Source organism: Halobacillus sp. A1 (assembly GCF_024189295.1).
Taxonomy (GTDB): Bacteria; Bacillota; Bacilli; order Bacillales; family Halobacillaceae; genus Halobacillus_A.
In genome coordinates, this window is sequence record NZ_JAIZEN010000009.1 from 17,008 (window position 1) to 44,001 (window position 26,994).

30 protein-coding genes are annotated in these 26,994 nt (G+C 38.2%); 7 read left to right on the forward strand and 23 right to left on the reverse strand.

All coding sequences use genetic code 11. The features are described 5' to 3' along the window. Positions 1-139: 139 nt before the first annotated feature. Both LF817_RS11015 and LF817_RS11020 read left to right on the forward strand, forming a co-directional pair. A complete protein-coding gene (locus tag LF817_RS11015) occupies positions 140-562 on the forward strand; it encodes a GNAT family N-acetyltransferase (RefSeq protein WP_253935869.1) in 423 nt (140 codons plus the stop codon). Positions 563-576: 14 nt separating this feature from the next. Next, entirely contained in the window at positions 577-1,227 is a 651-nt protein-coding gene (locus LF817_RS11020) for a YczE/YyaS/YitT family protein (protein ID WP_253935870.1), read from the forward strand. A gap of 13 nt (positions 1,228-1,240) precedes the next feature. On the opposite strand, the gene LF817_RS11025 is transcribed toward LF817_RS11020, so the two are convergent. The 3 genes from LF817_RS11025 to LF817_RS11035 all read right to left on the reverse strand — a co-directional run bounded on the left by LF817_RS11025 (position 1,241) and on the right by LF817_RS11035 (position 2,939). After that, complete coding sequence (locus tag LF817_RS11025) at positions 1,241-1,750, reverse strand: hypothetical protein (protein ID WP_253935871.1); 510 nt, start codon at positions 1,748-1,750, stop codon at positions 1,241-1,243. Between the two features lie 411 nt (positions 1,751-2,161). After that, positions 2,162-2,722: a hypothetical protein gene (locus LF817_RS11030; protein WP_253935872.1), complete on the reverse strand. Its 561-nt coding sequence runs from the start codon at positions 2,720-2,722 to the stop codon at positions 2,162-2,164. Positions 2,723-2,783: 61 nt separating this feature from the next. Beyond that, entirely contained in the window at positions 2,784-2,939 is a 156-nt protein-coding gene (locus LF817_RS11035; RefSeq protein ID WP_253935873.1) for a DUF1540 domain-containing protein, read from the reverse strand. A gap of 207 nt (positions 2,940-3,146) precedes the next feature. On the opposite strand from LF817_RS11035, the gene LF817_RS11040 reads away from it, so the two are divergent. Then, positions 3,147-4,703, forward strand: coding sequence for an ABC-F family ATP-binding cassette domain-containing protein (locus LF817_RS11040; RefSeq protein WP_253935874.1), 1,557 nt, complete (start codon positions 3,147-3,149; stop codon positions 4,701-4,703). Between the two features lie 361 nt (positions 4,704-5,064). On the opposite strand, the gene LF817_RS11045 is transcribed toward LF817_RS11040, so the two are convergent. Further along, a complete protein-coding gene (locus LF817_RS11045; RefSeq protein ID WP_253935875.1) occupies positions 5,065-5,274 on the reverse strand; it encodes a helix-turn-helix transcriptional regulator in 210 nt (69 codons plus the stop codon). A 188-nt stretch (positions 5,275-5,462) separates the two neighbouring features. Here LF817_RS11045 and LF817_RS11050 point away from each other — a divergent pair, with 188 nt between their 5' ends. Continuing rightward, entirely contained in the window at positions 5,463-6,587 is a 1,125-nt protein-coding gene (locus tag LF817_RS11050; RefSeq protein ID WP_253935876.1) for a DUF2515 domain-containing protein, read from the forward strand. A 53-nt stretch (positions 6,588-6,640) separates the two neighbouring features. Here the strand turns inward: LF817_RS11050 and LF817_RS11055 are convergent, their stop codons facing one another. The 3 genes from LF817_RS11055 to LF817_RS11065 all read right to left on the reverse strand — a co-directional run bounded on the left by LF817_RS11055 (position 6,641) and on the right by LF817_RS11065 (position 11,122). Further along, complete coding sequence (locus tag LF817_RS11055; protein WP_253935877.1) at positions 6,641-6,844, reverse strand: anti-sigma-F factor Fin; 204 nt, start codon at positions 6,842-6,844, stop codon at positions 6,641-6,643. Between the two features lie 301 nt (positions 6,845-7,145). Continuing rightward, positions 7,146-9,875 carry a UPF0182 family membrane protein gene (locus LF817_RS11060; protein ID WP_253935878.1) on the reverse strand — a complete coding sequence of 910 codons (2,730 nt, stop codon included), beginning with the start codon at positions 9,873-9,875 and terminating at the stop codon, positions 7,146-7,148. 788 nt (positions 9,876-10,663) lie between these two features. After that, positions 10,664-11,122, reverse strand: coding sequence for a flavodoxin (locus LF817_RS11065; RefSeq protein WP_256558282.1), 459 nt, complete (start codon positions 11,120-11,122; stop codon positions 10,664-10,666). A 267-nt stretch (positions 11,123-11,389) separates the two neighbouring features. Here LF817_RS11065 and LF817_RS11070 point away from each other — a divergent pair, with 267 nt between their 5' ends. Then, positions 11,390-11,575, forward strand: coding sequence for an H-type small acid-soluble spore protein (locus LF817_RS11070; protein WP_253935879.1), 186 nt, complete (start codon positions 11,390-11,392; stop codon positions 11,573-11,575). A 141-nt stretch (positions 11,576-11,716) separates the two neighbouring features. On the opposite strand, the gene LF817_RS11075 is transcribed toward LF817_RS11070, so the two are convergent. From LF817_RS11075 to LF817_RS11090, 4 genes are all read right to left on the reverse strand, one after another. Continuing rightward, positions 11,717-12,931, reverse strand: a complete 1,215-nt coding sequence (locus LF817_RS11075) for an EAL domain-containing protein (protein ID WP_253935880.1) — start codon at positions 12,929-12,931, stop codon at positions 11,717-11,719. 325 nt (positions 12,932-13,256) lie between these two features. Next, positions 13,257-13,526, reverse strand: a complete 270-nt coding sequence (gene rpsN, locus LF817_RS11080; protein ID WP_253935881.1) for a 30S ribosomal protein S14 — start codon at positions 13,524-13,526, stop codon at positions 13,257-13,259. Between the two features lie 193 nt (positions 13,527-13,719). Then, on the reverse strand, positions 13,720-14,376 hold the full coding sequence (locus tag LF817_RS11085) for a reverse transcriptase-like protein (protein WP_253935882.1): 657 nt from the start codon (positions 14,374-14,376) through the stop codon (positions 13,720-13,722). A 102-nt stretch (positions 14,377-14,478) separates the two neighbouring features. After that, positions 14,479-15,210 carry a ZIP family metal transporter gene (locus tag LF817_RS11090; protein ID WP_253935883.1) on the reverse strand — a complete coding sequence of 244 codons (732 nt, stop codon included), beginning with the start codon at positions 15,208-15,210 and terminating at the stop codon, positions 14,479-14,481. 197 nt (positions 15,211-15,407) lie between these two features. Between LF817_RS11090 and rlmN the strand changes: the two genes are divergently transcribed. Further along, entirely contained in the window at positions 15,408-16,493 is a 1,086-nt protein-coding gene (gene rlmN, locus LF817_RS11095) for a dual-specificity RNA methyltransferase RlmN (RefSeq protein WP_253935884.1), read from the forward strand. A gap of 56 nt (positions 16,494-16,549) precedes the next feature. Here rlmN and LF817_RS11100 read toward each other — a convergent pair whose 3' ends face one another. Together LF817_RS11100 and LF817_RS11105 are read right to left on the reverse strand one after the other, a co-directional pair. Next, on the reverse strand, positions 16,550-17,086 hold the full coding sequence (locus LF817_RS11100) for a DinB family protein (protein WP_371925042.1): 537 nt from the start codon (positions 17,084-17,086) through the stop codon (positions 16,550-16,552). Between the two features lie 146 nt (positions 17,087-17,232). Then, positions 17,233-17,535, reverse strand: coding sequence for a hypothetical protein (locus LF817_RS11105; protein WP_253935885.1), 303 nt, complete (start codon positions 17,533-17,535; stop codon positions 17,233-17,235). A 285-nt stretch (positions 17,536-17,820) separates the two neighbouring features. On the opposite strand from LF817_RS11105, the gene LF817_RS11110 reads away from it, so the two are divergent. After that, on the forward strand, positions 17,821-18,354 hold the full coding sequence (locus tag LF817_RS11110) for a DUF420 domain-containing protein (RefSeq protein ID WP_371925047.1): 534 nt from the start codon (positions 17,821-17,823) through the stop codon (positions 18,352-18,354). Positions 18,355-18,590: 236 nt separating this feature from the next. Here the strand turns inward: LF817_RS11110 and LF817_RS11115 are convergent, their stop codons facing one another. The 10 genes from LF817_RS11115 to LF817_RS11160 form a co-directional block, all read right to left on the reverse strand. Then, positions 18,591-19,799: a Bcr/CflA family efflux MFS transporter gene (locus LF817_RS11115; protein WP_253935887.1), complete on the reverse strand. Its 1,209-nt coding sequence runs from the start codon at positions 19,797-19,799 to the stop codon at positions 18,591-18,593. A gap of 486 nt (positions 19,800-20,285) precedes the next feature. Next, complete coding sequence (locus LF817_RS11120) at positions 20,286-21,626, reverse strand: NAD(FAD)-utilizing dehydrogenase (protein WP_253935888.1); 1,341 nt, start codon at positions 21,624-21,626, stop codon at positions 20,286-20,288. 486 nt (positions 21,627-22,112) lie between these two features. Continuing rightward, positions 22,113-22,892 (reverse strand): PAS domain S-box protein, encoded by a 780-nt coding sequence (locus LF817_RS11125; protein WP_253935889.1) that lies wholly within the window; start codon positions 22,890-22,892, stop codon positions 22,113-22,115. A gap of 407 nt (positions 22,893-23,299) precedes the next feature. Further along, positions 23,300-24,091 (reverse strand): GNAT family N-acetyltransferase, encoded by a 792-nt coding sequence (locus tag LF817_RS11130; protein ID WP_253935890.1) that lies wholly within the window; start codon positions 24,089-24,091, stop codon positions 23,300-23,302. Positions 24,092-24,268: 177 nt separating this feature from the next. Continuing rightward, a complete protein-coding gene (locus tag LF817_RS11135) occupies positions 24,269-24,442 on the reverse strand; it encodes a hypothetical protein (RefSeq protein WP_253935891.1) in 174 nt (57 codons plus the stop codon). A gap of 15 nt (positions 24,443-24,457) precedes the next feature. After that, entirely contained in the window at positions 24,458-24,670 is a 213-nt protein-coding gene (locus LF817_RS11140) for a hypothetical protein (RefSeq protein WP_253935892.1), read from the reverse strand. Between the two features lie 28 nt (positions 24,671-24,698). Beyond that, a complete protein-coding gene (locus LF817_RS11145) occupies positions 24,699-24,974 on the reverse strand; it encodes a hypothetical protein (RefSeq protein WP_253935893.1) in 276 nt (91 codons plus the stop codon). 203 nt (positions 24,975-25,177) lie between these two features. Further along, positions 25,178-25,870, reverse strand: a complete 693-nt coding sequence (locus LF817_RS11150) for a Na-translocating system protein MpsC family protein (protein ID WP_253935894.1) — start codon at positions 25,868-25,870, stop codon at positions 25,178-25,180. A 97-nt stretch (positions 25,871-25,967) separates the two neighbouring features. Beyond that, positions 25,968-26,243 (reverse strand): four-helix bundle copper-binding protein, encoded by a 276-nt coding sequence (locus LF817_RS11155; RefSeq protein ID WP_253935895.1) that lies wholly within the window; start codon positions 26,241-26,243, stop codon positions 25,968-25,970. A gap of 497 nt (positions 26,244-26,740) precedes the next feature. After that, positions 26,741-26,986 carry a hypothetical protein gene (locus LF817_RS11160; protein WP_253935896.1) on the reverse strand — a complete coding sequence of 82 codons (246 nt, stop codon included), beginning with the start codon at positions 26,984-26,986 and terminating at the stop codon, positions 26,741-26,743. Between the last annotated feature and the right edge of the window lie 8 nt (positions 26,987-26,994).

Sequence of the window (26,994 nt, forward strand, 5' to 3'; positions counted from 1 at the left end):
AAAAAGGAAATCGCTACAGCGAACCTCCCCTCTCCTTTATTCTTTGGCCAGTTTTACATCCGACCTTTTTTCATTGGAAAAGTTCGGATATCCGTATATGATTGAATAGATGTCCTTTCACGAAGAAGGTGGAACAATTATGTCAATAGTAAAGGTTACAACCTCGACTCAATTAGAAGAAGTATTTTATATAAGGAAAAAGGTATTTGTGGAAGAGCAGGGTGTTCCGATAGATGACGAATTCGATCAACACGATCAATACTGTGATCATATTCTCGCTTATCATAAATCAGTTCCAGCCGGTACTGGAAGAATAAGGTTTTTAAACACCACGGCAAAGCTTGAGAGAATATGCGTTCTTGATTCCTATCGTAAGGAAGGCTACGGGAGAAAAATCATTGTATCCTTAGAAAAAGTAGCAGCCGAAAAAGCTATGACTACCATTAAATTGCACGGCCAAGTCCATGCTAAAGGGTTTTACGAGAAGTTGGGTTATAAAGTAGAGGGAGATGAGTTCGTAGAAGATGGGATTCCTCATTTACTTATGACTAAGAACGTGTAGAAAGGAGCGGTAAATTGAATAAACGGTCAACACAAAGATTATTTTTTTACTTAATAGGTATTATCGTCATGACGTTTGGAATCGCCCTAACGATTCATTCGCAGCTAGGTACTTCGCCTTTTGATGCTCTTCTCGTCGGCTTATACCGGACGTTTGGGTTGACGATTGGAAGCTGGGAGATAGTGGTAGGGTTTTCAATGATCCTTTTTAATGCCATCGCAGAAAAGAAGAGACCTGAATATTTGGCTTTACTTACTGCTTTGCTTACAGGTTTCTTCATTGATGTTTGGGTTTTTTCTACCGAAAGTCTATTCACTCCTGAAACATGGGGTATGCAGATGTTCTGCTTATTAATGGGGCTGTTTTTTGCCGGTCTAGGTATAGCTATAAACCTGCAGGCCGATTTCGCGCCTAATCCGTTTGACCGCACGATGCTTGTTGTAAAAAACCTCACAGGTTTGAATGTTTCGATTTCTAGAGCTTTAATAAGCGTAGTGCTGGTAATTATCGCATTCTTTTTCAACGGACCGATAGGCTTGGGAACTCTCATTATCACGCTATTTAGCGGGGTCGTTATACACTTTTTCATGCATTACGTCAGTCTTTTTGACGATGCCTTGACAAAAAAATCAAGTAAAGAAGCAGGCCGAGTACATTCGATGTAATAAGCGGTCTTATTTAAGATCGCTTTTTATTTGGCTGTTCGTGGGAACTCCAAAAAATATATACGATACTTGCTAACAGAGAGGAATCAATCTCTTTAAGTTCGTGTAAAGGATCAATTTGTATTTTATGATTAAATAAACCCTTGATGACCGTAGAACTTTTTTTATTGATTTTTCCAGTTCGTTTCCATGTAGAAGTTACTTGGATAGGATGGTGCCCCTTTACGTTTGCGATGATCCGGTGCTTCTTTGTACCATCAGGATTTGATTGTATATCACCAATAACGACTTCATCTTTGAATATCGTCCAAACTAAACCTGCATTTGAATGGAAAAGTTCCTGTTGAATAGTATACTCATCGTTTGTCTCTTCACTTACAACTTCTAAGTTGACCCCTGTATCCAGTTGCCCCTCTATACCCTGCTGATATCTCTGCATGTAACCGATTATGTATTTTCCTTTTTGAATAGCTATTTCTCTTGTGGAAGTCTCAAGTTTAGGAGGGATGTAAGTGATCACCAAATTAAGACACCTCTTTTTAATTCTGCAGTCTACATCAGCACTACAGCCTTATTTATTTAAAATGACGCTGTGTTAAACGAATTATCATTGACTCTACGTTTTCTAATCCATCTATTATACATTCGACATTCATAGCACTAAAATCATCTGCCCTTTTCCAAATACCCTACATTCCTATGATTATTGCAGCTTTGGAGGATAAACCTTATTATGAACCCATACCCTCTCTGATTAATTCCATAAACTTCGTTGTGTAAAGCTTTTCAGGGATATGCTCGATGTAATCACAATACCTTTCGCATTGATTAACAAGAAATCACCACAGATTTTTCACGGTCTAATAAAGTACCATCAATGTCGAGAATTACTCTGCTTATCATAATAAGAAAACCAATTCGTTCTTATCACATTTCACGAGTCTTTCATCCCTTTTAATAATTTAGAATATTTCTTCTTATATTTTTCCTCGCTTACATTTTCAATAAGTTCCTGTGCTTTTTCTTTTATATCTTCTTCTTGTCTTTCTATATATAATTTACTTAACCCTTCAATAATATCTAAACGGGTTAATGTATAATTTTTTTCGTCGATACAGAATAAGAATCGTGATTCAAAATGCTTCATTATTAAATCTTTTTGCTTTTTTCCTGCTAATCCGATACGCCAGATCGCTTGCAAGCTATGTCTTGCAGTTACAAATTTAGGATCTTTCGTCACTGCCCAGATCTTCGAAAAATCTCCAAGTATCCTCTCATCTGGATCACTGATAGCCAAATGAACAAGAAATTGAGCGGCTCTGGACCCCCTGTGCGGGTCTTTATGTTCTAAATCTTCAAGTAGTCTATCCCAAACCTCATAAGCCCAATCGACTTTCACTTTTGAAACCTCCATTATATATGTGAAAGCGTCATATTGAGTTTGCTTTTCTTTTGATTCAAGATTTTCAAACTGTGTTCTTGTTTTTGCGTCCATTTTTCATCCTCCATAATCATATGTAAAAGAGAGGGGGCCAGCTACTGGCCTCCCCTAACAATTAAACTTCTGGATCGAATGTTTTACAATCTGTCTCTTCACTTTTTGAGGCCTGATCTCCTGCATGGCTTACTACATAAATCGCATCGGCCGTACATTTGTTTCCTTGACCCCAATACTTACAATTATTTACTTCGCATAATACATCTTGTGCCATTGACATACACCCCCTCAGTGTTATTTTTTCCAGGGAGTGGTGTGTCATTCGAGGTAATTTTTATACTTAAAGGTAGTGTGTATAATGCCTTCTTTAGGCATATCAAGTATAACACGGCCGTATTTCTGACCCCAATACCTTTATAATCCTGGCTATCCCCTTTATAATGAGGAAGGTTAAACTTATACGAAGGAAAAGGTGTATCAAATGAGCATACTCACAGTTAAAAATTTAAGTCACGGATTCGGAGATCGTGCCATCTTTGATGATGTATCGTTCCGTCTATTACAAGGAGAGCACATTGGACTGATTGGTGCCAATGGAGAAGGAAAGTCTTCATTTATGAATATAATCACTGGTAAACTTGAGCCGGATGCAGGTAAAATCACATGGTCCAAACATGCCAGAGTCGGCTACTTAGATCAGCATGCCGATTTAAAACAAGGGATGTCTGTACGCGATGTACTGCGCACTGCTTTTCAATATTTGTTTGACATGGAAACAGAGATGAATGACCTTTTTGGCAAAATGGGAGATGCGGACCCGGATGGACTAGAACAATTGCTGGAAGAAACCGGACGTCTTCAAGATGCTCTGACTAATAATGATTTTTACACAATCGATGCAAAGGTTGAAGAAATAGCCAATGGTCTGGGGTTAGATGACATTGGGTTGGACAGAGATGTCCATGACTTAAGTGGTGGACAGCGGACGAAAGTTCTTCTCGCCAAGCTTTTATTAGAAAAGCCGGATATTCTTCTCTTAGACGAACCGACGAACTATCTTGATGTAGAACATATCGAATGGTTGAAAAATTATCTTCAGGAGTACGAACACGCTTTTATTCTCGTATCACATGATATTCCGTTTTTAAATAGCGTCGTCAACTTAATTTATCATATGGAAAACCAGGAGTTGACTCGCAACCCTGGGGATTATGAAGAATTCCAGCGTGTTTATGAAATGAAAAAACAACAAGTCGAAGCTGCCTATAAGAAACAGCAAAAAGAAATTGCCAACTTAAAGGACTTTGTAGCCAGGAATAAGGCCAATGCGGCAACCAGCAGAATGGCCATGTCCCGTCAAAAAAAGCTGGATAAGATGGATGTCATTGAGCTGGATGCAGAGAAACCTAAGCCCTCGTTCCGCTTTAAGCAAGCTCGAACTTCGGGTAAATATTTATTTGAGACAAAGGATCTTGTGATAGGTTATGGAGAGCCATTATCGAGGCCGCTTAATTTGGAAATGGAACGCGGTCAGAAGATTGCTTTATCCGGTGCAAACGGTATAGGAAAAACAACTTTGCTACGAAGCATCCTGGGGGAAATCAAACCAGTTTCAGGTACTGTAGAACTAGGTGAACATCTTCATATCGGCTACTTCGAACAAGAACTGAAAAATGAATCCAATCATACGTGTATCGAGGAAATATGGCAAGAGTTCCCTCACTTCACCCAGCAAGAGGTCCGTTCTGCATTAGCTAAATGCGGGCTTACAAGAAAACACATTGAAAGTAAAGTCCAGGTGCTAAGCGGTGGAGAGAAAGCTAAAGTACGCCTTTGTAAATTGATTAATAAAGAAACGAATTTGCTCGTTCTCGACGAGCCCACCAACCACCTGGATGTCGATGCTAAAGCTGAACTTAAAAGAGCTTTACAGGACTTTAAGGGCAGTGTCCTGCTCATTTCACATGAACCCGAGTTTTATGAGGGGATCGTAACCGACGTGTGGAATTGTGAGGATTGGACAACAAAAGTATTTTAAATAAACCAGACATGCCACTGCGGGGCGTGTCTGTTTTTTTGATAATTACGAGTCGAAAAATAAATACTGGTACCCATTAGTGTTAAGCAATGAGCTATATATAAGCCTGTCATAATGAAGAAGGAAACCGAAATACCGTCAAATACAATGATAAGCCCCCATGCGATCAAAATGAGGACAAGGGTCGTATTCCACCCTTCCGCTTTTGCTTTTGCTTTTGCTTTTGCTTTTGCTTTTGCACTAACAAATTCTTGCCGCTCATCATAGATATGCTTTTTCTTTCCCAGTTTCTTCGTAAATAAAAAAAGTTAATAACATTCCTAATCCTCAACCGATTAACCCAAATAAGCCCATCCACATATCATTCAATATTCTCATCCCCCTCAAAAATGAAAAGATCTTCAATCGTACATTCAAAAAGCTGCGCTAACTTGTGAGCAAGTACTAAGGAAGGTTTATACTTGTTCTTCTCCAGTGAAATAATCGTTTGTCGAGATACCCGAAGTAGTTGCGAAAGGTCTTCCTGTGTGTAATTACTTTTCTTACGATTTTCTCTGATAAGATTCTTCATGATTTTAAATCACCTTTTTATAAAAGTGCACTTTACAAAATACAATAATGTCAACACGATTGTTTCTCTGAATAGGGTAATTTTAAACGGTTAATAATAAACTACAATTATTTTCCACATCCTCATGATGCAATCTAAAATTAAATACATTTTAATACGGGTGCATTTTCCTGAAAGGAGGTAACAAAATGTTCAAATCTGTAAAAAAGCAACTAAACATGGTGGCCAGGCAGTTAAAATTGAATCCCCCCCATAGTAATGATAGTCCTATAACCGATCAGGATAAGGAAACCTTACGAGTCATCAGAGCTGAAACAGAAAAATTGAACCAAAATAACGTAACGAGAACTCAGGCATATTTTGATTTTTTTCAGAAACATAACGAAATACATTGGGCACTTTTGGCTCACCTCGTCTCAAGAAACGCCGGGTGGAACATGACCGATTTAAAAGGAGAATACCTCCCAATGCTTTTGAATCAAACAGAACAAAATAATTTTTTCTGTTTTCTGGAACGAGGCAACTGGCTGATTTTTCAAGATGCATACCCTCAACTTCTCTTATATGAAAAAAGCAAGGAAACAAACCAGCCTCTCTTTCATTTATTACCTGAATTGAAGGTTTCATCATTCATGAGACCTTTTTGGGAAAATTTCCGGCTTCACGGAAACAGCTTAGAATTGACGATCGCTCTTATAATTAACGAACAACAATACATTGAAAAACGCGTCATCCAAAATAAACTATATAAAGAAACTGTACTTGATACCATCCTTTTTAAGCTACAGGACCTCTTCGATTTCAATCACATATTGTTTCCATATACTACTCCTCTACAAAAAAAGACCAAGGTTGTTGGAGGTACAGTACATCATTTTTCATCTTTAGAAGATCGCATCAACCTTGGGAAAGGGTTGTATGACTTACTTTTCTCCGTAAAAACCCGTCTGGCCCAAACAATTGATTGGGCTGATATGAACCCTCACACCGGGTCACGAAAAGATTTCTGGCCTCACCTCTTTAATGATGTGAAAGAAACTGCCCCAGGGAGCGTGCACGAGCTTCATAACAGCCCCTGCTCACTCCAAGTAAAATCATTGCGTATTTATAGTCCATCCTTAACACTAGTTTGGAAGGACTGGATACACGAAAAAGCTGAAGCAGGAGACTGGTATAAAAACAAAAAAGCCCACAACTGGATTAAAAAGAGTTACAACGAGCTGAACGGAGACATTCAAGAAACATATTGTCATATGATTGAGCAACTTGAAATGGCAGCATACACCAAACATTTATTATTCAACAAAAATTAGTTGGAATAAAAAAGTCCTTACTTAAGGTAGTAAGGACTTGTAGTTTCACTATATTAACGGGCAGAAAACCTTTCTTCTTCTAAACAATTATCGCATATTGTCCGGATGGTCAACTGCCCCCCGCCCTGCATTAGTATGGACTGCTGAACGTCCGTATCATTTAAAACGTCTGATCCTAACTGTGAGACATCTGGTTTTTTTGCCTCAAGTTCCCCCACTTGACGATCACATTTTCTACATTGGTAACAAATTTTCATGACGTTCCTCCTAATTTAAAGCTAGCATAATTCTTAGTCTGTACGATATGAATAGACGTTATGCGCTAAGAATAAAACAAAGCTATTCTAAAAAAGGAGGGACTCCTCCACGAAAAGAAGCAGCCCCAAAAAGTCTATTTCCTGGACTTTTGAGACTGCCTTGTTTTCTTTTTATAGAAGCTAAGCTATACGCCATAGTAATTTTTCATAAGAGAGTTCCTCAATTAAAAAGGCTTTGCACTTTCACCTTGGTTCTCTCAAATAAAAAGACTTTCAGGACAACTCCTACTCCTTCAAGAACTTATTCATTTTCGTTCAAACGATCTTCGATTTCACTCATAATGGCTCCTGCCTCTTCCCAGTTGCCACTTGAAAGTGCATCTTGATAATTATCAAAGAGAGAGGAAATTTCCTCCAACATTTCTTCAGATTCGCCCAGGGCCTGTTCTTCCTCAGGAGCTACAGTTTCTTCATCTCCTTCTTCAACATCAACATCAGGATCAATTAAACCAAGCATCCTTTCCAAGGCTTGATCAAAGGTAGGCTCCATGACAATTTCATCACCATAAGCCAAAATTACCTGTTTCACCTCGGGAAGTGATGTTTCATTAGAGGATTCTATATATATCGGCTCTGCGTACATTACGGTATCTTCTATCGGGATGGCCAAAAGATTACCTCTAATTACTTCGGATCCACCTTGCGACCAAAGATTCAATTGCTGTGAAATGGTACTATCCTGGTTGATTCGATTCTCAATTTGCTGTGGTCCGTAGACATTTTCTTGTTTAGGGAATTGATAAACAAAAGTTTCTCCATATTTGTCACCATCGTTACTGACACCCATCCATGCAATCATATTTTGGCGGTTTCGCGGAGTGTATGGCATCATAAGAACAAACTCTTCTTCATCATATTCTGGAAGCTTCATTGTAATGTAGTATGGCTCCATTTCAATATCCTCGTTGAAGTATTTCTCAGTTGGGAACTGCCAGTAGTCTTCTCTATTATAAAACACTTCTAAATTCTGCATGTGATACGTACCATACATTTCAGCCTGGATTTTAAACAAATCAATAGGGTAACGAAAATGAGACTGGACATCCTCTGGAATTTCTTCTTCGAAGAGATCAGGGAACATTTTTTGGTACGTTTGAAGTAATGGTTCATCTGTATCGACTGCATAGAAATTAACTTCTCCCGTATAGGCGTCAATTTCCACTTTTACTGAATTCCGTATATAACTTTCGTCTCCCTGGTGAGGTTCTGAATAAGGGTAACTTTCAGCGTTTAAATAGGCATCCATTAACCATGAAAGGCTGCCATCTTCTTTAACGAAAATGTAAGGGTCCTCGTCATACTCTAAGAATGGAGCTATTCGCTCTACTCGGTCCACTATGTTTCTTGTATCAAGCAGCTGACTATCCTCATTCAGCTGCTCTGAAACAAACATGCGGAAGGAACCTTCGTTGATAGAAAAAAGCAGCCGGTTCAAACCTGATAAAGGAATACCACTATCCGCTTCATAACGTGAAGAAACGTTTTCGTCTCCTGCCGGATAGTCAAACTCATCGACTTCACTATTTACAATGACGTTTCCAGCATTCTCTTCGCCAAAATAAATTTGCGGAGTTTCAATATCAAGAACGCCTTCAGATGGAACATTTTCAAGCAAATATTCCGGCTGTCCCTGAGACGTGATTTCATTTACATCGCTCATGGCTACACCATAGCCATGAGTATATCTAAGGGTTTCATTCAACCATGTTTTTGACTGTGAAGGGAGGTCACTCGTGTTCAATTCTCTTGCTCCGAGAAATACTTGCTGATATTCTCCATCAATTTCATACCGATCTACATCAATGTCGTTGAATTGATAATACGTACGGAAGGTTTGGAGCTGGTTATAGATATCGAGAATTGGTCTGGCATCGTTGATCCTTACATTATCAAATGTAAGTTGATTACGCTCTACCATTGCCTCATCCAGTGATTGATTGCCAGGATGTTCCCTCTCATCAATATTTTCCAGATCATAAGCTGCTCTAGTAAAGTCTAAATTATGCTGAAGAAAAGGACTTTCTTTTGAAAATTCATTGGGCGATACGACGTAATTTTGTACAATTACTGAAGCGCCCTGCGCTACCAGAACTAAGCCGACATACACGATGATGGGAAGGAACATAGCGAATAATTTTCCACGGGTCAAAGAAAAGATCATCCACACTGCGCCGATAACCGCAACAGCTGCCAGCACATAGGAAGCTGGGTTATTGACAACCTTATCTGTGTAGCTTAATCCATGTACTACACTATCCTGAAAGATATTGACCTCGTTAGTCAGTAAGGAGTCAAAAGGCTGCAATAAATGAACCGCTGCTAATAAGAGTCCGATCCCTCCTAAAGTCACCCCCATATGGAACTGTGCCATACGGCTTTTGCGGTACATTTGATAAGGTGAATAGAATCCCATTTCTATAAGCAGAAGAAAAACAGCAAGACCCAACAATGTAAAAACAGCGAATTTTATAAAAGGAAGAACAAACATGTAAAACGAAACGTCCATGTCAAAATGCGGATCAACTATACCGAATGATGTATGATTAAGGAACTTAAGCCACAGTTCCCACCCGATCCCCTGTACGATACTGCTGCCAAAAAAACCTACAAAAACTGACAAGCCAGCTATTGTCAACCGGCTCCACTTTTTATTTGAAATGAAAGCAGGCAGTTGAGATTTATTGAAGTGTGATACATATCCTCTTCGAATCCAGGAGGCTGTAAAGTAGGCACTAATGAAAAATACAACGAAACCTATAATCCCTAATATGACCTTACTGCTTAAGATCGTAGTATAGACTTCCTTGAATCCTAGAGAATCCATCCAAATGTAATCAACCACCCAGTGTAGCGAAAGCCAGCCGATGATAGCAAATACCACAAGGACTCCAAAGATTTTGCCTGCGATGGTCCCAAACTTCTTCAACTGGTTTTTTTGCTTCGTATTAATATTTGTAGTTTTATTATCCAATTTGCTCCCCCTCAACGTTTACATACCTGTTCTTTCTTGATGAATGTTTACTTTCTCATTTCTATGTACGTATAAATAAAGTATTTGTTTCATTTTTATCCTTTGCGTTGTCTTTTACAACTTAAATATGAAAAAAAACCTGTCTAAGTAGCAAACATAATTATAACATCCTTCCGAAATTTAATTGACCTTTAACAGCATTGCTCTTTAAAATTTCCATGTTGATGATCATATACCCTACTTAATAAGGAAGATCGATATCGTTAGCTAGAGAAAATGTGGTATTCAAAAACCTTGTCATATCATGGGATAATTCACATATAAAAATCCACAACCACGCTTAACATAGCTCAAGGTATCATTTCTTACAATTTCTATTAATCGATTCCTACTTTTTAGCAGGTGTCATAACTTGTAAACAGTTCTCATATAGCTTTTAAATAAATGGCTTTGTTAAAGTTCCGTGTTGATATTTCTATAAGCTCCCTTTAGTGGAATACTCAGTTTCGAGATGTTAGAGCTGTTTCCGTTACGTTTGATAGCGTTTGGAGGTCCGGGAAATCACTCGCTTCCCAACCACCCCTGCCTCTTAATAGGGCAACGAACCCAGACTATCTCGAAACTGAGTCTTCTACTACCCTGCCATATTGTTGAATAACTCACTTATCAATATCAACAACCATCTTTAACATAGCCAAATAAATAAAAAATCACCTAGTAAAAATGCTTGTTTTTCAATAAAAAACACTATAGCCGATAAAGGAATAGTGTTTTACTAAAAAATATGTTCATTTTATTTTTACATGAATTTGAGATTTGAAATTTTCGGCAAATTGGCTGCAGCGCTCAGCATCTTCAGAGTCAGGAGTCAATTCCACTTTCAAAGGTTCTACCACTACATCAGCCCCGCAGGCCTTAAACCTTTCCTGAAACTTGTCGATGGCCCCACCGTAAGCAGGATACATAGAGTCACATGAGCCAAATAGTCCGACAGGTAAACCTGTTAAATTAACCGATTCCATATCATCATACAAGTCCTCCAGCTCATATGGAACATCACCATCTCCCCATGTATATGTACCGAAGATCACCGCATCGTACTTAAGCATATCAGCTACTTCAATATCATCCATATCTATTTGAAACATCGATACGTCCACTTCTTGTGAACTCAATCTACCCTGTATAATTTCTGCCATTTCTTCTGTATTCCCAGACATACTTGCGTACATTAGTATTATCTTCATTATTCATAACCTCTCCTTGATAATAATGATCAACATATTAATTATAATTGATAATGATTATCAATGTCAATTGAGTGATCCTTCTTAACTTGGCTATGTAAAAGTGATTGTTGAATTGATAAGTGAGTATTCAACATTTCTATCCCAAAGGATTTCTTTAAAAATCAATAATGTACTAACCTGTTACAAATTCTCACCCGCTATTTATTGAATATCCTCTGACTAATTGCAAATAGTATTGATACTAAGTAAAAGGAGGCTGCATTAATGAATAGACAAAGAGCTGAAGAAATCGCCGCATCTCCAGTCATGGCGAGCGTGACATTCAATAATATGAAGGTCTATATCCAGCACGTTAATGAAAATGGCGAAACTGCAAGAATCTATGATCTCAGTGACCCGAAAAATGAACTTGATGTATCTTTAGACGAATTAAATGAAGTGTATCAATAATAAAAGGCCATCACCTTTGAAAGTGATGGCCTTCATATTGATTTTACTGTCGTATGGGTGATAAAACTATGGGAGTGATCTCCCGCAATGATTCCTTTTTCATGCGTCAACTTCCTGTTTTGTTCAACTCATTCTAACCCCTCAAACAAGTAAACATTCATTCTCGTACATAAATGAATAATTCAAATCGATAAATAGAAAATGTTGTTCTGTTAGTGGAAAGCTGAAAGTCCGGATCAAATCTTTCGTTTCAATATCAGAATAGATATCAGATAAAATGCCTTTCTTCCACGTTTTCATTTGCATAACATTTTCTAAGAAATAAGGACGAAACGCCCAATTTGATCCCTTCTTGGATGTTTCAACGATCCATTTTTCTTCCTGTTTACGAAAGTTTGATGAAACCTGCTGTCCATCACTGTTACAAACAAACATACGAAAGCTCTCTTTATCGAATTGACCTTTCACTAGATCAATGAAGGCGTCTACTTTCTTCGGCCCTTCCCATTTTGTAAGCAAGGTTTTCACTTTTAGTTCCCAGGCTAAATTCAGATTGAGTCTTTGTTCAATAAGCGATTTCTCCCGTTGAATATAAGCCCCTACTTTATTAACTATATTTAAAGAAATGGATTCCTTCGTTAACAGCTGGAAGTTTGGGCGCGACAGATAGAATCCTTGATAGTACCTGCCTCCATGCTTCCAGGCAAAGTAAAGCTGAAAATCATCTTCAATATTTTCAAAAAGTAAAGCAGCTCCTATACGATGTGCAAGCATAGATAAGGAATACATAATATCATAAAAGCCTTCTGAATTATGATTTCTTATCGATTTCGTATCAATTTTTAATATGTGTGGTTCAAGCTGTCGAATTCGATCTATATTAGAGCTTTTTGCTCCTACATGATCAATGGCGATTTGAAGTCCAAATGTCTTATAGTAGAGCAATAGATGACTCAATTCTTCAAAGTCTTCATCAAAGTCGTGTTCAGTCACTTCAATCACAACCTTGCTCATGGCGAAGCCTCTTTTCTCAAAGGATATTAAAGTGTCTAATAAGTCTTCTCCATTATTCACCATTAATTGTTTGGCATTTCGATTAATAAACAAATAACCATCGTTATCCGCAGCCAGCATTTCTTCTAATGCCATATTCAATAAATGCTGGTCGACTTCCACTTTAAACTCTTCAGGAACATCATCATCATGGAAGAAACCACCTAAACTTTCCCATTCACCCTCTGTTTGAAACCTTCCCAAAACTTCATAACCTGCCACGTCATGTTTAATTGCGCTAATGACCGGTTGATATATGGGTTTTACCTTATGTAAATTACCTACGATATCTAGTGGATCCATAATTCCCCCTCCTCATTACTAAGTTAATTTTTATTCTCTGTGAGGTGCACTAGTTAATGCCGTAGAAAAATCCGAATATATTCATTATATATCCGGACTTCTAATGTTGTCATTTGATATTTAATTTAAATTAGTTTTCTACGAATGATAATTTAGATACTCATTGTTCAGTTACGAAACTGGGAAGATCGTCATGCAAACAGTGCTCATATCATTTACAATAACGGCGATTTTTCGGTTTCTCCTTATTGTTTTACGTGCCCCCAGTAACCGCTTAGTACAGTTACGGGTATTTTTGTTTTCATTTAGAATCCTCTCTTATTAATCACCAGCTGGATTTTTTCACACCTGGTATTTGACCTTTGTGGGCGTATTCTCTAAAAGCAATACGTGACATGTTAAATTTCCTCATATAACCTCTTGGACGCCCAGTAATTTCGCAGCGACCTGTCAATCGAGTTGGGGAAGAATCTCTCGGAAGTTTCCTGAGTGCTTCATAATCACCTTTTGCTTTTAACTCTTTTCGGAGTTCTGCATATTCATCCACCATTTTTTGACGTTTCTTTTCTTTTGCGATTTTGGATTTTTTGGCCATCCATCGACGCCTCCTCAATTTATAATTGCATTTTTCTCTCACCTTTACTTTTAATTTATTAATTACGCATCTAAATCAATGAATAGTAATGGTTACGATTTAATTATTGTAAAACAGCTTATAATTTTTGTAAACCACCAATAGTAAAAAACAAAAGAAGGAGCTGTGAGGTAAGCTCCTTCTTTTGTTTGCTTTATTTTATTTCGCTGGTACTCGTTATCTCTATCCCCTTTAAAGCTTGAGATGCCAACCTGTCCGCTTCCCGGTTTTCTTTTCTAGAGATGAGCGCATACTCAGGTTTAATACCCATATTATCCATTTTATTTTCAATTCGGTCCGCCCATTTTGTCAATTCTTCTTCTAAGCAAGGCCATTCACCCTTTAGCTGGTTAATGACCACTTGAGAATCTCCTACAAATTTAACCCTTAAATGATGGACACCCAGCAAATCCAGTTCAAGTAATGAAAGGTGAAGTGCCGCGTATTCCGCTTCGTTGTTCGTATTCAATTCATCGACTAAAGCATTCTTTCTGAGTCGGAAATTTTGTTTGTTTTGTTCATAATAGACCGCACAGCCTAAACCTGACTGTTTAGTATTTAAATCGAATCCGCCGTCAAAATATACGACTACGTTGTGAGGTTCTGTTTCTATTCCTTTCATATATTGCTTTAATTCCTTTAAGTTCCACGTACGGTCTAGATCGTCCACAAATATTAAATTTTTTAATCGACCCGTTCTATCAAGATCTTCTGCGATTAAAATGCCTAGTCGCGCACTCATTTCTTCAGAATGAAAGGTTGTTTCTATTCCTTTTGGCTTTTTATAAGTCCATTCGATTCTAACATTCATTTAAAACCCACCTTTAGGGTATGTAATTAATTTTTGGAGTTCCTTTCCCATTTTACCCTAAAAGACTCGCCTATATTAATTATTTCCATGCTTAAGCAGAACTTAGCGGAACCATTCTACTAGCCCGATCATACTTAATAGCCCTAATAGAAAGGAGAAAGTGGCTACTCTTTCGTAACCATGACCATGGGTTTCTGGAATAAGTTCTTTATAAACGATAAAAAGCATAGCTCCTGCTGCAAATGCGAGCCCATAAGGAACGAGGAACAGCGCCATATTAACTAATTTATATCCTATGAAACTTGCTATGAACTCTATAAAACCAGTCAATAAAGCCAAGCTTAAGGCAAAATAACGATTAACTTTCTGATTAATAAGAAATAGTGCGACGAGAAATCCTTCAGGCGCATTTTGTAATCCTATAGATAGTGCAACAACTGCCCCAAGGTGTTCGGTCTCACTTGCAAAGCTGGCTCCCACCGACAGCCCCTCGGGAATATTATGCAAGGTCATTGCAATAACCATCATGAAAGATTGATAAGGAAGAAGTACTTGAAGTCGATCATGTTGTACATCAACATGTGGAATAAACTGCTCTAGCAAGTTTAAAAGCAGTGCACCTGCCAATACTCCAATGCACAGCACATAGAGGTTCGTTAATTTCAAAGAGGCGGGAATCAAGCCGTATGTAGAGGCCGCCACCATAATCCCAGCAGTATAAGCGAGAATCATATCCATTTGGCGATGCGAAATGCTGCGAATTAACAAAACCGGGAGCGCCCCCAGTCCTGTGGTCAGTGCACACAAAATCATAAATAAAACATTAGAATCCATAGAAATCCTCCTGAAGAAGTAAAGGGATAGAAGCCCTGTCCTCTTCAATATATGTACCTCCATGGATATTGAGAAGTTATAATAGTACTCGCATTTTTAAAATTAATAGAAAACTCTAACATAAGGGTTCAGGGTTGTCTACAGATACTAAATCGATTAATATAGGAATAGCGAATTTTTTTACGAGGAGCGTATTTATGAAACGATCCATCTACGGATTGACATTTGAACAACTGACGAACTGGCTTACGGAACATGGAGAGAAAAAGTTTCGATCTAAGCAGGTGTGGGATTGGCTTTACCAAAAACGTATCACAGCATTTTCTGATATGAAAAACGTGAACCAGTCTTGTATTGACGTGTTAGAAGAACATTTTACAATTGAATCTTTATCAGAAGAAATAAAGCAGGAGTCTAAAGACGGTACAGTAAAATTCCTTTTTAAATTACATGACGGGAACGTAATTGAAACTGTTCTGATGCGTTTCAACTATGGCCTCTCCGTCTGTGTAACGACTCAGGTCGGATGTAACATCGGCTGTTCATTCTGCGCAAGCGGTGTGCTGCGTAAAAACCGTGATTTATCAAGTGGAGAAATCGTAGAACAGATCATGCAGGTGCAGCAGCATCTGGATCAGCAGGGAAATGATGAGCGTGTCAGCCACATTGTAGTCATGGGAATTGGAGAACCATTCGATAACTATGAAAATCTTATAGACTTTTTGAAAGTGGTTAATGACAATAAAGGATTGTCGATCGGTGCCCGTCATATTACTGTTTCAACCAGTGGAATCGCACCTAAGATGTACGAGTTTGCGGATGAAGGTATCCAGATTAATTTAGCCCTGTCCATTCACGCGCCAAACAACGAACTGCGTACGAAGATCATGAAAATCAATAAGGCTTATCCTTTAGAAAAATTGATGCCGGCTATAGATTATTATTTAGAAAAGACGAATAGGCGGATCACCTTTGAATATATTCTTTTAAAAGATGTGAATGATCATAAAAAAGAAGCTGAGCAGCTTGCGGACTTGCTGAAAAATAAGCGGCACTTATCCTATGTGAACTTAATACCGTACAACCCAGTTGCAGACAACCCTTATGAACGAAGTGAAAAAGAAGCGATTCTTACGTTCTATCAGACACTGATGGATCGTGGGATCAAGTGCGGTGTAAGGACCGAACATGGTACGGATATCGACGCAGCGTGCGGTCAGCTGAGAAGTAAACAGATTGAAAAAGAAAAAGCTCAAAAGAAGAAAAAAGTTCAAACCAATTAAAAAGCATGAGGCTTTATGCCTCATGCTTTTTTGGATGAGATTGTTTTATATTGTGTCTATCTGTTCTTTTCCATGTGCCGTCGAATCAGGCGAATTTGACCTCTATGATTAATTTCATCCTCGAATACATGAAACCATCGGAAGTAGTTATTTGCTTCATGATCCTGGCCAAAAGGTGAGACTTCATCCAGCCAACTGTCATCCTTTCCTGTAAACAACTCCATTGTTCGGGCTCTCGCATGAGACAATTGCTCTATGTAAAACGACAGGTCGCGGTTACAGATGATCTGATGAGCTTTTTCACCCAGCTCCAATCCTACACCAAGTTTCTCAAATTCTGTTTCTGTCGGATTACGGTCTTCAAAAGTCACGATTTGATATACCTCTTCAACGCACGCCATGTGGTACAGAAGGCACCCAATTGAGTTTCCTTGACCACCTATACGATAATCAAGTTCTTCAGATGTAAGTCCCTGTGCCGCTTCTAATGTAGTGATACGAACGTAATGCATCATGGATAGTAACCTTCCAATAGAAGGAGCATAGCCTGCGGTCTCTTCAACCATGTATCTTTTTTCATCCAGGGTTTCCATATTCATCACCTCAAAAATTCACTTAATTATTAAATTCGGCAAACCTGATGGAAATCCTTTAATTTTATTGTTAGTCCTCTATCATGATGGAAAAATGTTGTCTTATAAGATGAAGCGGCCTTATTTTCTATGATAAGGCCGCTTCATCAATGTTTACTATTTATTTTAAATTGTGTGGAATTTTCCATTGCAAATCGAATGATCTTATTGTAATTTTGCGGATCAAATTCTTTTTTAGAAGGGATGTACAGCTTTGCTGTCCCTTCATCGAGAATTTTTATTCTCTCTCCTCCTCGAACATATAAGATGACGTATAAGAAAGGGTCTATCATTTCGTGTTTTGCCAAGAATTCCCCAGAAAAATCTCCAGTGAGTAACAAACGGTCTTCTACCTGCTTCAAGGACAACTGACTATAAAACTTAAGGTTCGTAACTTCTATTAAAGACAAGTTATTACACTCCTTTATAATCTTTCACACAGTCATGAATCGTTAACCACTTAAGATATTACTCTTTCTTCGTCTTATATATTCCCTCTACCCATTAAAGCTGCGTAAATTTTTATAAAGAGTATCATAAATTAAGGGTTGAAAGTAACTTTTCTATGTAAGTTATGAAAAAACGACAATAAATTTAACATTTTCGTCACCGTTCTAGTCGTTTTCATAATGAAATTGAAAGTTATTTTCTATATACTAGATTGGGAACATTCTTATAAATGAGATGGGGTTATTATTTTGCAAATAAATAAGGATTTCAACTATGTGCCCTGGGTTGTTGGACTATCAATCGCCATCAATGCCATCGTCGTAGCATTGTTATTCGTTCCTGAAATAGGCAGTGGAACGAGCTTCGACATCACAGTGCTGCCTTTAATGAATGCGATATTCAACTCATTCACCTTCGTGTTTTTATCAGCTGCTCTATTCATGATCATAAAGAAAAATATAACCTGGCATAAACGGTTCATATTCGCAGCTTTTACGACAACAGCTTTGTTTCTTATTTCTTATCTGACCTACCATTCTATGTCCACCTCAACTTCTTATGGTGGAGAAGGAATTATGCAGACTATTTATTATTTTATATTGATTACACATATCTTTCTTGCGGCAGCTATCGTACCTTTAGCTCTGTTGACTTTATTCCGCGGCTTAGCAATGAAAGTGGACAAACACCGTAAGATCGCGCGCTGGACCATGCCTATTTGGTTATATGTTAGCCTGACCGGTGTCATCGTCTACCTGATGATCTCACCATATTACTAATCACCAAGACCCGGCTAAATTTCTGCGATGATATTCATATAAGTTCTTATTCATAAAGTAGTTGTTTTGAGACATTTTCGTAGTTTAGAGGCTGCAGGAAAAGCAGAAATTATAATGCAAGCATGGGTGTCATATTGCATAAAATTCAACAACAAGGTTTAATATAGCTTTTAAAGAAAGAGTCCGTTCCTTATCTTTTCAAATAGGGAACGGACTCTTTTCTTATGGCTGTGAAATTAAGTTTGTGCTAATTGGCTTTTTTTGGTTAATGTGAAAAAGGTGATTGCACCTATAAGAGATGTTACGAACAATACAGCGCCCATAGGAACAGCGGTCGTCTCATCTATACCAACAAGCGGAGAAACCATCGATCCAAATAATAAGGGAAGCATACCGAGGACAGCACTGGCGCTCCCTGCACGATGCCCCTGTTTGTCCATTGCAAGAGTAAAGGTACTTGTAAGAATCATTCCCATCGAAGTCATGTAAATGAAAATAGGAATGACAATGGAAGCAAGCGGGCCTTCAATGATCGTCATAACAAGAAGTACCGATGTTGCGCTGACAGCCGTAATGACTGCCAGTCGCAGCAAACTCCTTTCATGGATAATGCCGCCAAACCTTCCGATAATAAAACTGCCTGATATGATAGCCAGTCCATTAATCCCAAACAGAATACTGAACACTTGAGGCGATACGTCATAGATCCCCTGATATACGAATGGAGTACCTGAAACGTAAGCAAAGCTTCCTCCATGGATAAATCCTATAGTGAGTGCATACCCGATAAAGGAACGATCTTTCAATAAATTCCCGATTGTTTTAATAGAGTGCTTGACGGTGCTTGGAATCCGCTTCTCAGGCGGCAGAGATTCTTTTAGTCTCACAGCCACTGTCAACACTATTATCAGTCCGAGAATTGCCAAGGAATAGAAAATCGTATGCCAGGTGGCAAATGGAAGCAGTAGAATTGCTCCCCCTGTCATAGGAGCGATCATAGGTGCCGTAGCGTTTATAACCATCAATAGGGCAAAAAACTTCGTAAGCTCTCTTCCACTGAACACGTCTCTTACTACAGCGCGAGACAACACGATACCTGCTGACGCTGTAAAACCTTGTAAAAATCGAGCGATAACTAGAATTGTTATGTTCGGAGCTATAGCGCAAAGAAGAGAAGATAGGGCGAATAAAGAAATAAATAGCAATAATGGCTTTCTTCTCCCCTGTGCATCACTGATTGGACCTACCACGATTTGGCCGACCGCAAGTCCTATTAAACATGTGGTCAAACTAAGCTGCACGAGCGAAGCCCGGACGCCGAAATCATTAGCGATCTGAGGGAAGCTAGGTAAATACATATCTATGTTAAGAGGACCAAGTATCCCTAACATTCCGAGAAGCAGAGCCAGTCCGAACCGCTCTTTTCCTGTTGGATTATGAATCATCAATCTCAAACACCTTTCCTGAATAACTGAACTTAAAAGTGGCTTTATCCTCCACCGTCTGGGTATCCCCATTTTTTAATACTTTATAACCTATTTTTTAATAAGAACAATATAATAATAGACATTAAACATCTATTCTACCAGAAGCCGGTCAATTACTCTGTATTATTTTCAATAAAAAATCTAATTCCCCTTTTTAGGATAAGAGAAATTAGACAGTCATTGGTGACAATTAGATGGCACGCTCCTATATAGTGTTGATATAATTTCTGCGCTTCGTTTGTATCACTTATTCCATCTTAAAAACGAGGAACCGCACGTGATTTATTTGAAATATCAACGGTCCCACATTGTCTCTCACATCATTTATAACGGGTATTAGTCAATCATTTAAACCCTCTGCTTCAGTAAGGTTTCTCTGCCACATAGCATAGCCGTTCTAAACCTTTTTTTCAGCAAAAACAAACAGCCAGGCGTGAATCCTTATTAATTCTTTTGTCTTAATAGTTTCCCCAAATAAATACCGCTAGCCGCTGCCTGGGACAATGAATGAGTATCTCCTGAACAATCACCAGCTAAATACAACCCTGGTATTTCAGTCTCGAATTTCTCATTCGTGTATATTTTTGGCTCATAAAACTTTGCATCCATACCATATAGAAGTGTGTCAGGATGAATAGTTTCTCCCATCAGCCCTTCTAATGCTTCAAAGAAATGCAGCAAAGTCTCTATGTAAAGCCCGGGGACTTCATCATTCAAATTCCCTGTGTCTCCTTTAAGTGATGGACGGATCAAGTTATTTTCGATGCATGAGGTGGCTGTATTTTTCTTCAGATCCTCTAATCTTTGCACGACTACCCTTTCCCTTTTATCATTAATTCCTCCGATCACTCTTTTCGCTTCCTTCATGGCTGCATCATAGGAATGAAAATGACGAGGAGTGAATAACGTGAAGTTCAAATTAGTACTCGGTACTTCTTTTTCGTGTTGGTTTTGACCATCCGCCATGACGAGGCCGTGCTGATACTTGCGAATGATCCTTCCCTTAGGATTCATGCAGTACGTAGTTGAAGTATAACCGCGGTCTCTGTACTGTAATTTCGTTTCAAACGTTTCTTTAAGTATGGAGTCGAGCTGATCTCCTTTCATTTCCACTCTCAACCCAAGATCGAGACGCGTTTTTCCAGGGTAGAGCCCGAGGCTGGCTGTTCGTGAAGCCAGCCATTCACTCCCGCTCATCCCTGTTGCGAGCACTAATTTTTCACTGTGAAAGTTACCTTGATTTGTACCAATAGTAAAACAATCTTTTTTGATTAATGATTCTACTTGGGCACTAAAGGTAAACGTTATGCGATCTTTAATAGATTCATACATGTTTTGAAAAACTTCCAATGCAAGATTTGATCCCAGATGGCGGACTTCAGTTGATAGAACTTTTAAGGAATGGGCGGATGCCCTGGCAGCTAATGATTCATTCTTAGTGCTATACAGATCGACTTGCTCCGCTCCAAAGTAACAAAGAATCTCATCCACTTCCTTCATCAGTTCGCTAACTCTATTTTTGCCGATTTTTTTGCCGAGTTCTCCACCGAAATCGTTTGTGTAATTGAATTTCCCTTCTGACATGCCAAGACCTGCAAAGCCTATATATTTACTGCAGCCATCCTCACATTCACATGATTTACCTTCATCCAGCCCGCATTTTCTTTCGCTTAGTTCTTTTCCCTTATCGATAATATGTATAGAAAGGCCGCTTTCTGTCTGCAGTAGTGTATAAGCTAAAAAAACACTGCTTACTCCTGCCCCAATGATTGTAATGTCGTACATAGGTATCTCCTTTCGTTATTGGGCCAAATCCTTATCAATGAGTCACTTCATAAAGGATCATTCAAAAACTCACTTTAAAGAACGGTAGCTGTAAGGCTCATTTTCTGAGTGAAATTCGTGCCAAGCTTCGTTATAGTATTCTCCCAAGTTTACTATAACACTTCAAGCCTCACCACTTCGAACACCCCACTCAATTTACTAAAAACAGCATCTACTACGATGCTGACTATATTAAGGAAAAAGGAAAGTTAGGAAAACATCCATTGGAATCGATGCTGTTTATGCGATATTAACTTTTCGCACAATGGAATCCCTAGAAATACAGAACAAATATTAGATGTTGCAGGGCCAGCAGTTTTAACAGCTATAATTCTATTCATCCTAAACTTCACTTCTCTCAGGAAATCATACAAAAAGAACTAGGATGAATTCGTAATTAAAAAAGCTGCTGTATGTTTGGGGGCACCCATCCTCAGCAGCTTCACCTTATGTTTTATTGATTTTTTGTATAGCTTGTTTGACGGTGCCTACTGTGTGCATCTCGGTTAAATCCTTTCCGATTTGTACAGCTTTTCTCGCAAGCTCGGGACGTATACCTGTAAATACAGGGTGTATACCAAGCAGCCTGATAATGTCGTTGATATTGAATAGAAACCCGACAACTACCTCATCCAATTTGTAGATCCCTGAAAAATCGATGATTAAATAATCCAGATCAGAGTCCTTCAATTTTAAAGGAATAGTATCCAATAATTGATCAACCCGTACACTATCAATCCGCCCTCCCAGAGGGATAATTGATACGCCATCTGAGACAGGGACTATGGCTGTAGCAATCTCATAAATTTCATGCCTGACTTCTGATAGTTGAGACTCAGTCAGCTTATATTGCGTAATATCTCTGAATACCGTTTGAATAGCTCTTTTGTCACCGAATTCTACAGGAGCGCACGTAAGTTCAACTTCTACTAAGCTCCCGTCCGGTTTAATCAAAAACTCTTCAAAACGCCCAGGAGCTTGTTGTTTATTGTGCACTCTCTCTATTCGATCGCTTATTTCTTTTTTCTTATCCTCTTTAAAAAAAGCTAAAGCTGAATTTCCAATCAGTTCGTTTCTGTGTGCATCTAAAAAATCTTCCGCTGCTTTATTTAAATACAAAATAATTTTCCCCGAATGAATGATGGTAGGTTCAAAGGAATGCTCAATGATTTGCTTATACAGCTCTTCTTTTTCATTAACTGTAAGACTGTTGCTTAGCTGACTCATCTAATCTCTCCTCAATAAAAGCTGAATAGTAACAAAGAACAGTCAAACGTCGTCCATAGATATCACTTCGATATAACGGATGGATTATCCTTCTATATATAAAAAAATTTCCTAAATTTGAAAAAAAGAAGGATGGCTTTCATGTGCAACCAGCTCTGTAAGCTTAGATTTATGTACCCAAATTTTAAGGGAGAAGTTTAAAGGAAGGATGGCACATTAAAACGCTGACAATAAAGAGACTGCAGCTGGTTCGGCCAATCTTCAATGCAAAAGGATGAAGAATTTTGGTGGTCCCCATTTTTTAAGCAGTCTGTTCACACGAGTTTATGGCATTTGTATCAACATTGATAACAGTGTACTCATGTGCAGATTTTTAACCGATAATTAATTTCTGCTACGAAATGAACTCATTTATACTTAGGAATGCTCTGTTTTGGTGATTGACATCCATAAGAATAAGCCAGGCATTCAAAACCATTCTTCTCTAGGATGGGCTGGCTGGTGGGAAGTGCATCAACTGTCATAAAACGGTACCCATGTTCAAAGGCTTTTTGAGCACGAACTTTTAGTAAGGAGGAGTAATACCCTTTGCCGCGAGCCTCTTGCTTTGTGGCTCCTCCCCAAAAGCTGGCAAATGAAGTCCCATTTTCAAGATACATCCATCCTGCACTGACAAGTTCTTCATTTTCATATATTCCATATAAAAATATAGATAAAGGATTTTGTAGTTTATCACGACACAATCTTTTTTCTAATTCACTCAAGGGTTCTCCAAAGACCATTTCTGCTAATTGAATCAACTCTCTGATCTCCTGCATACTAGTAATTTCTCTCAAGTTTGCTGGTAAATCAAAATTCAGAAACGGATGATCTTCATTAATCTCCATTACCATCAATGCTTCTCGATCTTCCACTTCAAATCCCTCGGCTTCTAATATCTTTAACAAATTTGTTGGTTGGTCATAGCTGTAAACTTTCCACTCAAATCCCTGGCCAATTTCATTAAAGTATTTCAATTCTGAACGAATGACCTCATGTGCGTTTACTTCATTAATATTGGATGAAGAAATGAATCCATCTTCATTGTAGTTAGATACGTGCCTTACTACATATTCTGTTTTTTCTCGTTTATATCCCTGGGGTTCTATATCCACTCTCAATTGTTTATGAAAAATATTTAAGATTTCATCTTTTGACACTGCGATTTCCTCCTATTTCTTCACTTTTCCTTGGAATACTGCATTAAAGTTAGTATTGCTAAGCAAAGAAAGTTTGCCACTTAAAGAGTTAATTTATATATTTTATAGTATCACAACCGATATATTCGCATATAAAAAAACTGGCCTAAGCTCTTCTATAGACCAGTTCCCTACCAACTATTCATCTTCAATAATGGAAAATTCATAACCTGTTGTCCACCTATTTTCTTTCTTTACTTTAACAGCAAATTCGTTGGCTTCTTGATACGTTTCAAATACTATTTCTTTGTTGTTTTTCGCAAATTCAATGACGATTTCTTTTGCATCTTTTGCTATTAGTTTGTATCCCATTCATATCCCCCTTTATTAATTGGTTCCATGCTCCAATTCTTCCTGTGGATCATATTTTTGATAATCCGTCAATCGGCCATGTCTAATAAGGTCGTATATGACTCTCCCGTTACTCGGTTGACCATCAGGATAATACAGTGGAAGTATATCGAAGAGCACAAAATAAAAGGCATAAAAGATAAACTGCTGCCAAAAGGTTTCCATACCAATTGATTCTGACGCCAACAACCCATTCACACCTAAAGCGACTACAATATTACTTAATATCGGCTGAATATACGAGAAGATGCGCCCAATTTTTATCGACTTTTAACTCTTCATAGGTGCACCAGCTGTACATGAAATAATATTTACGAATCTCAAATACCCCTAAATTGAAAATGCGAGGTCCACATCCGACAGTCACCTTAGAGCTTTTGGCGCCGAGAAAGTGACTCGCTATCAAATAGCCTCCTTCACGAATTACCGATACAACCGGCAGTATAATAAAAGCTGATAGAAGCAGCTTTAATAAGTCGGCAATTCCGAACATTTAGTTTCCTCCTTTTTTTACTCTTAATTTTAAATGGCTCTTTGTTGAATGAAGTGTTGAAATTAATTTAAGAGTAATGACGGTTCACCCTTCCCTCAAAATAAATTGGAGTACTTCCATTTTCTTCATAGGAAAAGCCGAAAAGGATTATATCCTCTCCGGCTTATGTCTAGCTCTATTGTCTAGTACATTTCCACCAGTCTTTATTTTGGTTTTAAGATAAATATGATGTAGCTTTTATCCAGGCTGAAATCCCAGTCCACAAATATATCCTGGATTTGAGTTCCAAGAATCGTTTCAAACACTGTAGGATCAAGTAACCTTTTCTCAAGCTGTCTTTTGCTCAAACGAAGTTGTTCACTGAAACCTGAGTTGATCAATTCTTTTTCAATACGTACAAGGATACCTTTACGATCGACAAGAAGTGTCCTTGAGTTCAAATATATGGACTCAACCTTCTCAGGTGCCTTCTCAGCCAGCTTACTCACCCTGATAATTTCATTGTGAACTTCATCCTTTTTAGGGTAATCGGAAAGATCACCTATTTGCTTCTCACTGTTTTCTTCTTTGATTACGGCGACCAGAATGCCTGATTTATTTCTAAGCGACCAATCATAATAAATGTTTTCAACATCTATGTCCGCTGTCACGCGCAGCGTCGCCTTAATTTCAGGTAAGAGTTCCTGCATGAGAAAATCACGTGTCTCTTCAACCTTCATAAAATTTTTCTGCCCTACTAACACTCTTTCCATAGGGGCTAAAAAGTCACTAAGATAAATAGTGATAAAGGGATGTTCAATAGAAACATAAACAGAAGAGGGTCCTTTTCCGAAGTTATCCCTGAACAGCTTTCCTGTATAACTTGCAATTTCTGCGTGTACTGAATTTTTTTCCATAGATCTCATCCTTTTTATATTGAAATTAAAACCAATCGCTTTAGTTATCAATAAAGTTCCACTCATCTATAGAAATTAAACAGGGCTGCCAATCATTTTATTTCACATTAGAATACAGTTCATCACACATCATGGCATTTGCCAGACAGATTTTCATAACTTCGTGTAACTCTTCATCGTTCAGCTGCTTAATATTTTCCACACAGTCTCGACAAATCGCAGCACATGCACTTGTGATCTCATCAGCAATTGGTGAATCCGATTCCACTGTATTTTTTGCATGGTGATAAGCTTCCATACTCTTTTTTGCTAGATGGAATCCTGTAAGCAAGTGAAGTGACTTTTCATACTTCTTTCTATCTAATCCTTCCATTCCCGGTGATCCTCCTAAATTTTCCAATAAAAAAAGCCAAAAAAGGTACAAGTCCTTTTTTGGCTTATGTCTAGCTCTATTTGTCCAGTACATTTTTACCAAGATTATTTATTTGTTGCGTTTCAATTCAACTAGCACATTTATGGGGGAAAAAGTACTATCCCTTTTTCCTAATCTACATTGTAACGCTATCTGAGTTAATTGAAAAGGGGTAAATCGTTAAAAGTTATGCTTTTCTTAATGCCCGCCGCTCTGCGTAAGACAAACATCTAAAACAGACGGGTACTTTATTTCCTTCATCGTCCAAATAATAACTTGGGTTCTTTGCTTTCTTTTTACATATATAACACGATCGCTGGCCTAATAATCGTTTGAAAAAGCTTCCCATTTTACCACCTTCCCTATGTTACATTTGATTTTAACTTTTTCATAAAAGAGAGTAAAAGTATAAGCTTACTGATTCATGAATATCCTTCTAACTGCTTCACCAGAAGTTTTTATAGGATAAAATAGGTCATTAATATAAATGCGGCGCCCATTGCAATGAGCAGGTAAACCATTGATCCAATATATAACAATTTCGTTTTCTTTTCCTTTTTCACTTCTTTCCATGGAACATGAGCAAACCCGAGCATTAGTCCGCCGATGATTGTTAAAAGTCCATATAACGGATGTACAAATGCTGCAAGTGAAAGTCCCCCTGTGAATAAAATCATCGCAAAGACTACTATAACCAAATACATACTCCTGT

Excerpts from the sequence above, each read along its gene's own strand:
- LF817_RS11055 (WP_253935877.1), bottom strand. The coding sequence starts at position 6,844 with ATGAAAATTTGTTACCAATGTAGAAAATGTGATCGTCAAGTGGGGGAA.
- LF817_RS11115 (WP_253935887.1), bottom strand. The coding sequence starts at position 19,799 with ATGATTCATAATCCAACAGGAAAAGAGCGGTTCGGACTGGCTCTGCTT.
- LF817_RS11050 (WP_253935876.1), top strand. The coding sequence starts at position 5,463 with ATGTTCAAATCTGTAAAAAAGCAACTAAACATGGTGGCCAGGCAGTTA.
- LF817_RS11090 (WP_253935883.1), bottom strand. The coding sequence starts at position 15,210 with ATGGATTCTAATGTTTTATTTATGATTTTGTGTGCACTGACCACAGGA.
- LF817_RS11150 (WP_253935894.1), bottom strand. The coding sequence starts at position 25,870 with ATGGAAAAAAATTCAGTACACGCAGAAATTGCAAGTTATACAGGAAAG.
- LF817_RS11045 (WP_253935875.1), bottom strand. The coding sequence starts at position 5,274 with ATGAAGAATCTTATCAGAGAAAATCGTAAGAAAAGTAATTACACACAG.
- LF817_RS11145 (WP_253935893.1), bottom strand. The coding sequence starts at position 24,974 with ATGTTCGGAATTGCCGACTTATTAAAGCTGCTTCTATCAGCTTTTATT.
- LF817_RS11070 (WP_253935879.1), top strand. The coding sequence starts at position 11,390 with ATGAATAGACAAAGAGCTGAAGAAATCGCCGCATCTCCAGTCATGGCG.
- rlmN (WP_253935884.1), top strand. The coding sequence starts at position 15,408 with ATGAAACGATCCATCTACGGATTGACATTTGAACAACTGACGAACTGG.
- LF817_RS11125 (WP_253935889.1), bottom strand. The coding sequence starts at position 22,892 with ATGAGTCAGCTAAGCAACAGTCTTACAGTTAATGAAAAAGAAGAGCTG.
- LF817_RS11085 (WP_253935882.1), bottom strand. The coding sequence starts at position 14,376 with ATGAATGTTAGAATCGAATGGACTTATAAAAAGCCAAAAGGAATAGAA.
- LF817_RS11065 (WP_256558282.1), bottom strand. The coding sequence starts at position 11,122 with ATGAAGATAATACTAATGTACGCAAGTATGTCTGGGAATACAGAAGAA.
- LF817_RS11015 (WP_253935869.1), top strand. The coding sequence starts at position 140 with ATGTCAATAGTAAAGGTTACAACCTCGACTCAATTAGAAGAAGTATTT.
- LF817_RS11075 (WP_253935880.1), bottom strand. The coding sequence starts at position 12,931 with ATGGATCCACTAGATATCGTAGGTAATTTACATAAGGTAAAACCCATA.
- LF817_RS11100 (WP_371925042.1), bottom strand. The coding sequence starts at position 17,086 with ATGGAAACCCTGGATGAAAAAAGATACATGGTTGAAGAGACCGCAGGC.
- LF817_RS11120 (WP_253935888.1), bottom strand. The coding sequence starts at position 21,626 with ATGTACGACATTACAATCATTGGGGCAGGAGTAAGCAGTGTTTTTTTA.
- LF817_RS11160 (WP_253935896.1), bottom strand. The coding sequence starts at position 26,986 with ATGTATTTGGTTATAGTAGTCTTTGCGATGATTTTATTCACAGGGGGA.
- LF817_RS11135 (WP_253935891.1), bottom strand. The coding sequence starts at position 24,442 with ATGGGATACAAACTAATAGCAAAAGATGCAAAAGAAATCGTCATTGAA.
- LF817_RS11040 (WP_253935874.1), top strand. The coding sequence starts at position 3,147 with ATGAGCATACTCACAGTTAAAAATTTAAGTCACGGATTCGGAGATCGT.
- LF817_RS11155 (WP_253935895.1), bottom strand. The coding sequence starts at position 26,243 with ATGGAAGGATTAGATAGAAAGAAGTATGAAAAGTCACTTCACTTGCTT.
- LF817_RS11030 (WP_253935872.1), bottom strand. The coding sequence starts at position 2,722 with ATGGACGCAAAAACAAGAACACAGTTTGAAAATCTTGAATCAAAAGAA.
- LF817_RS11035 (WP_253935873.1), bottom strand. The coding sequence starts at position 2,939 with ATGGCACAAGATGTATTATGCGAAGTAAATAATTGTAAGTATTGGGGT.
- rpsN (WP_253935881.1), bottom strand. The coding sequence starts at position 13,526 with ATGGCCAAAAAATCCAAAATCGCAAAAGAAAAGAAACGTCAAAAAATG.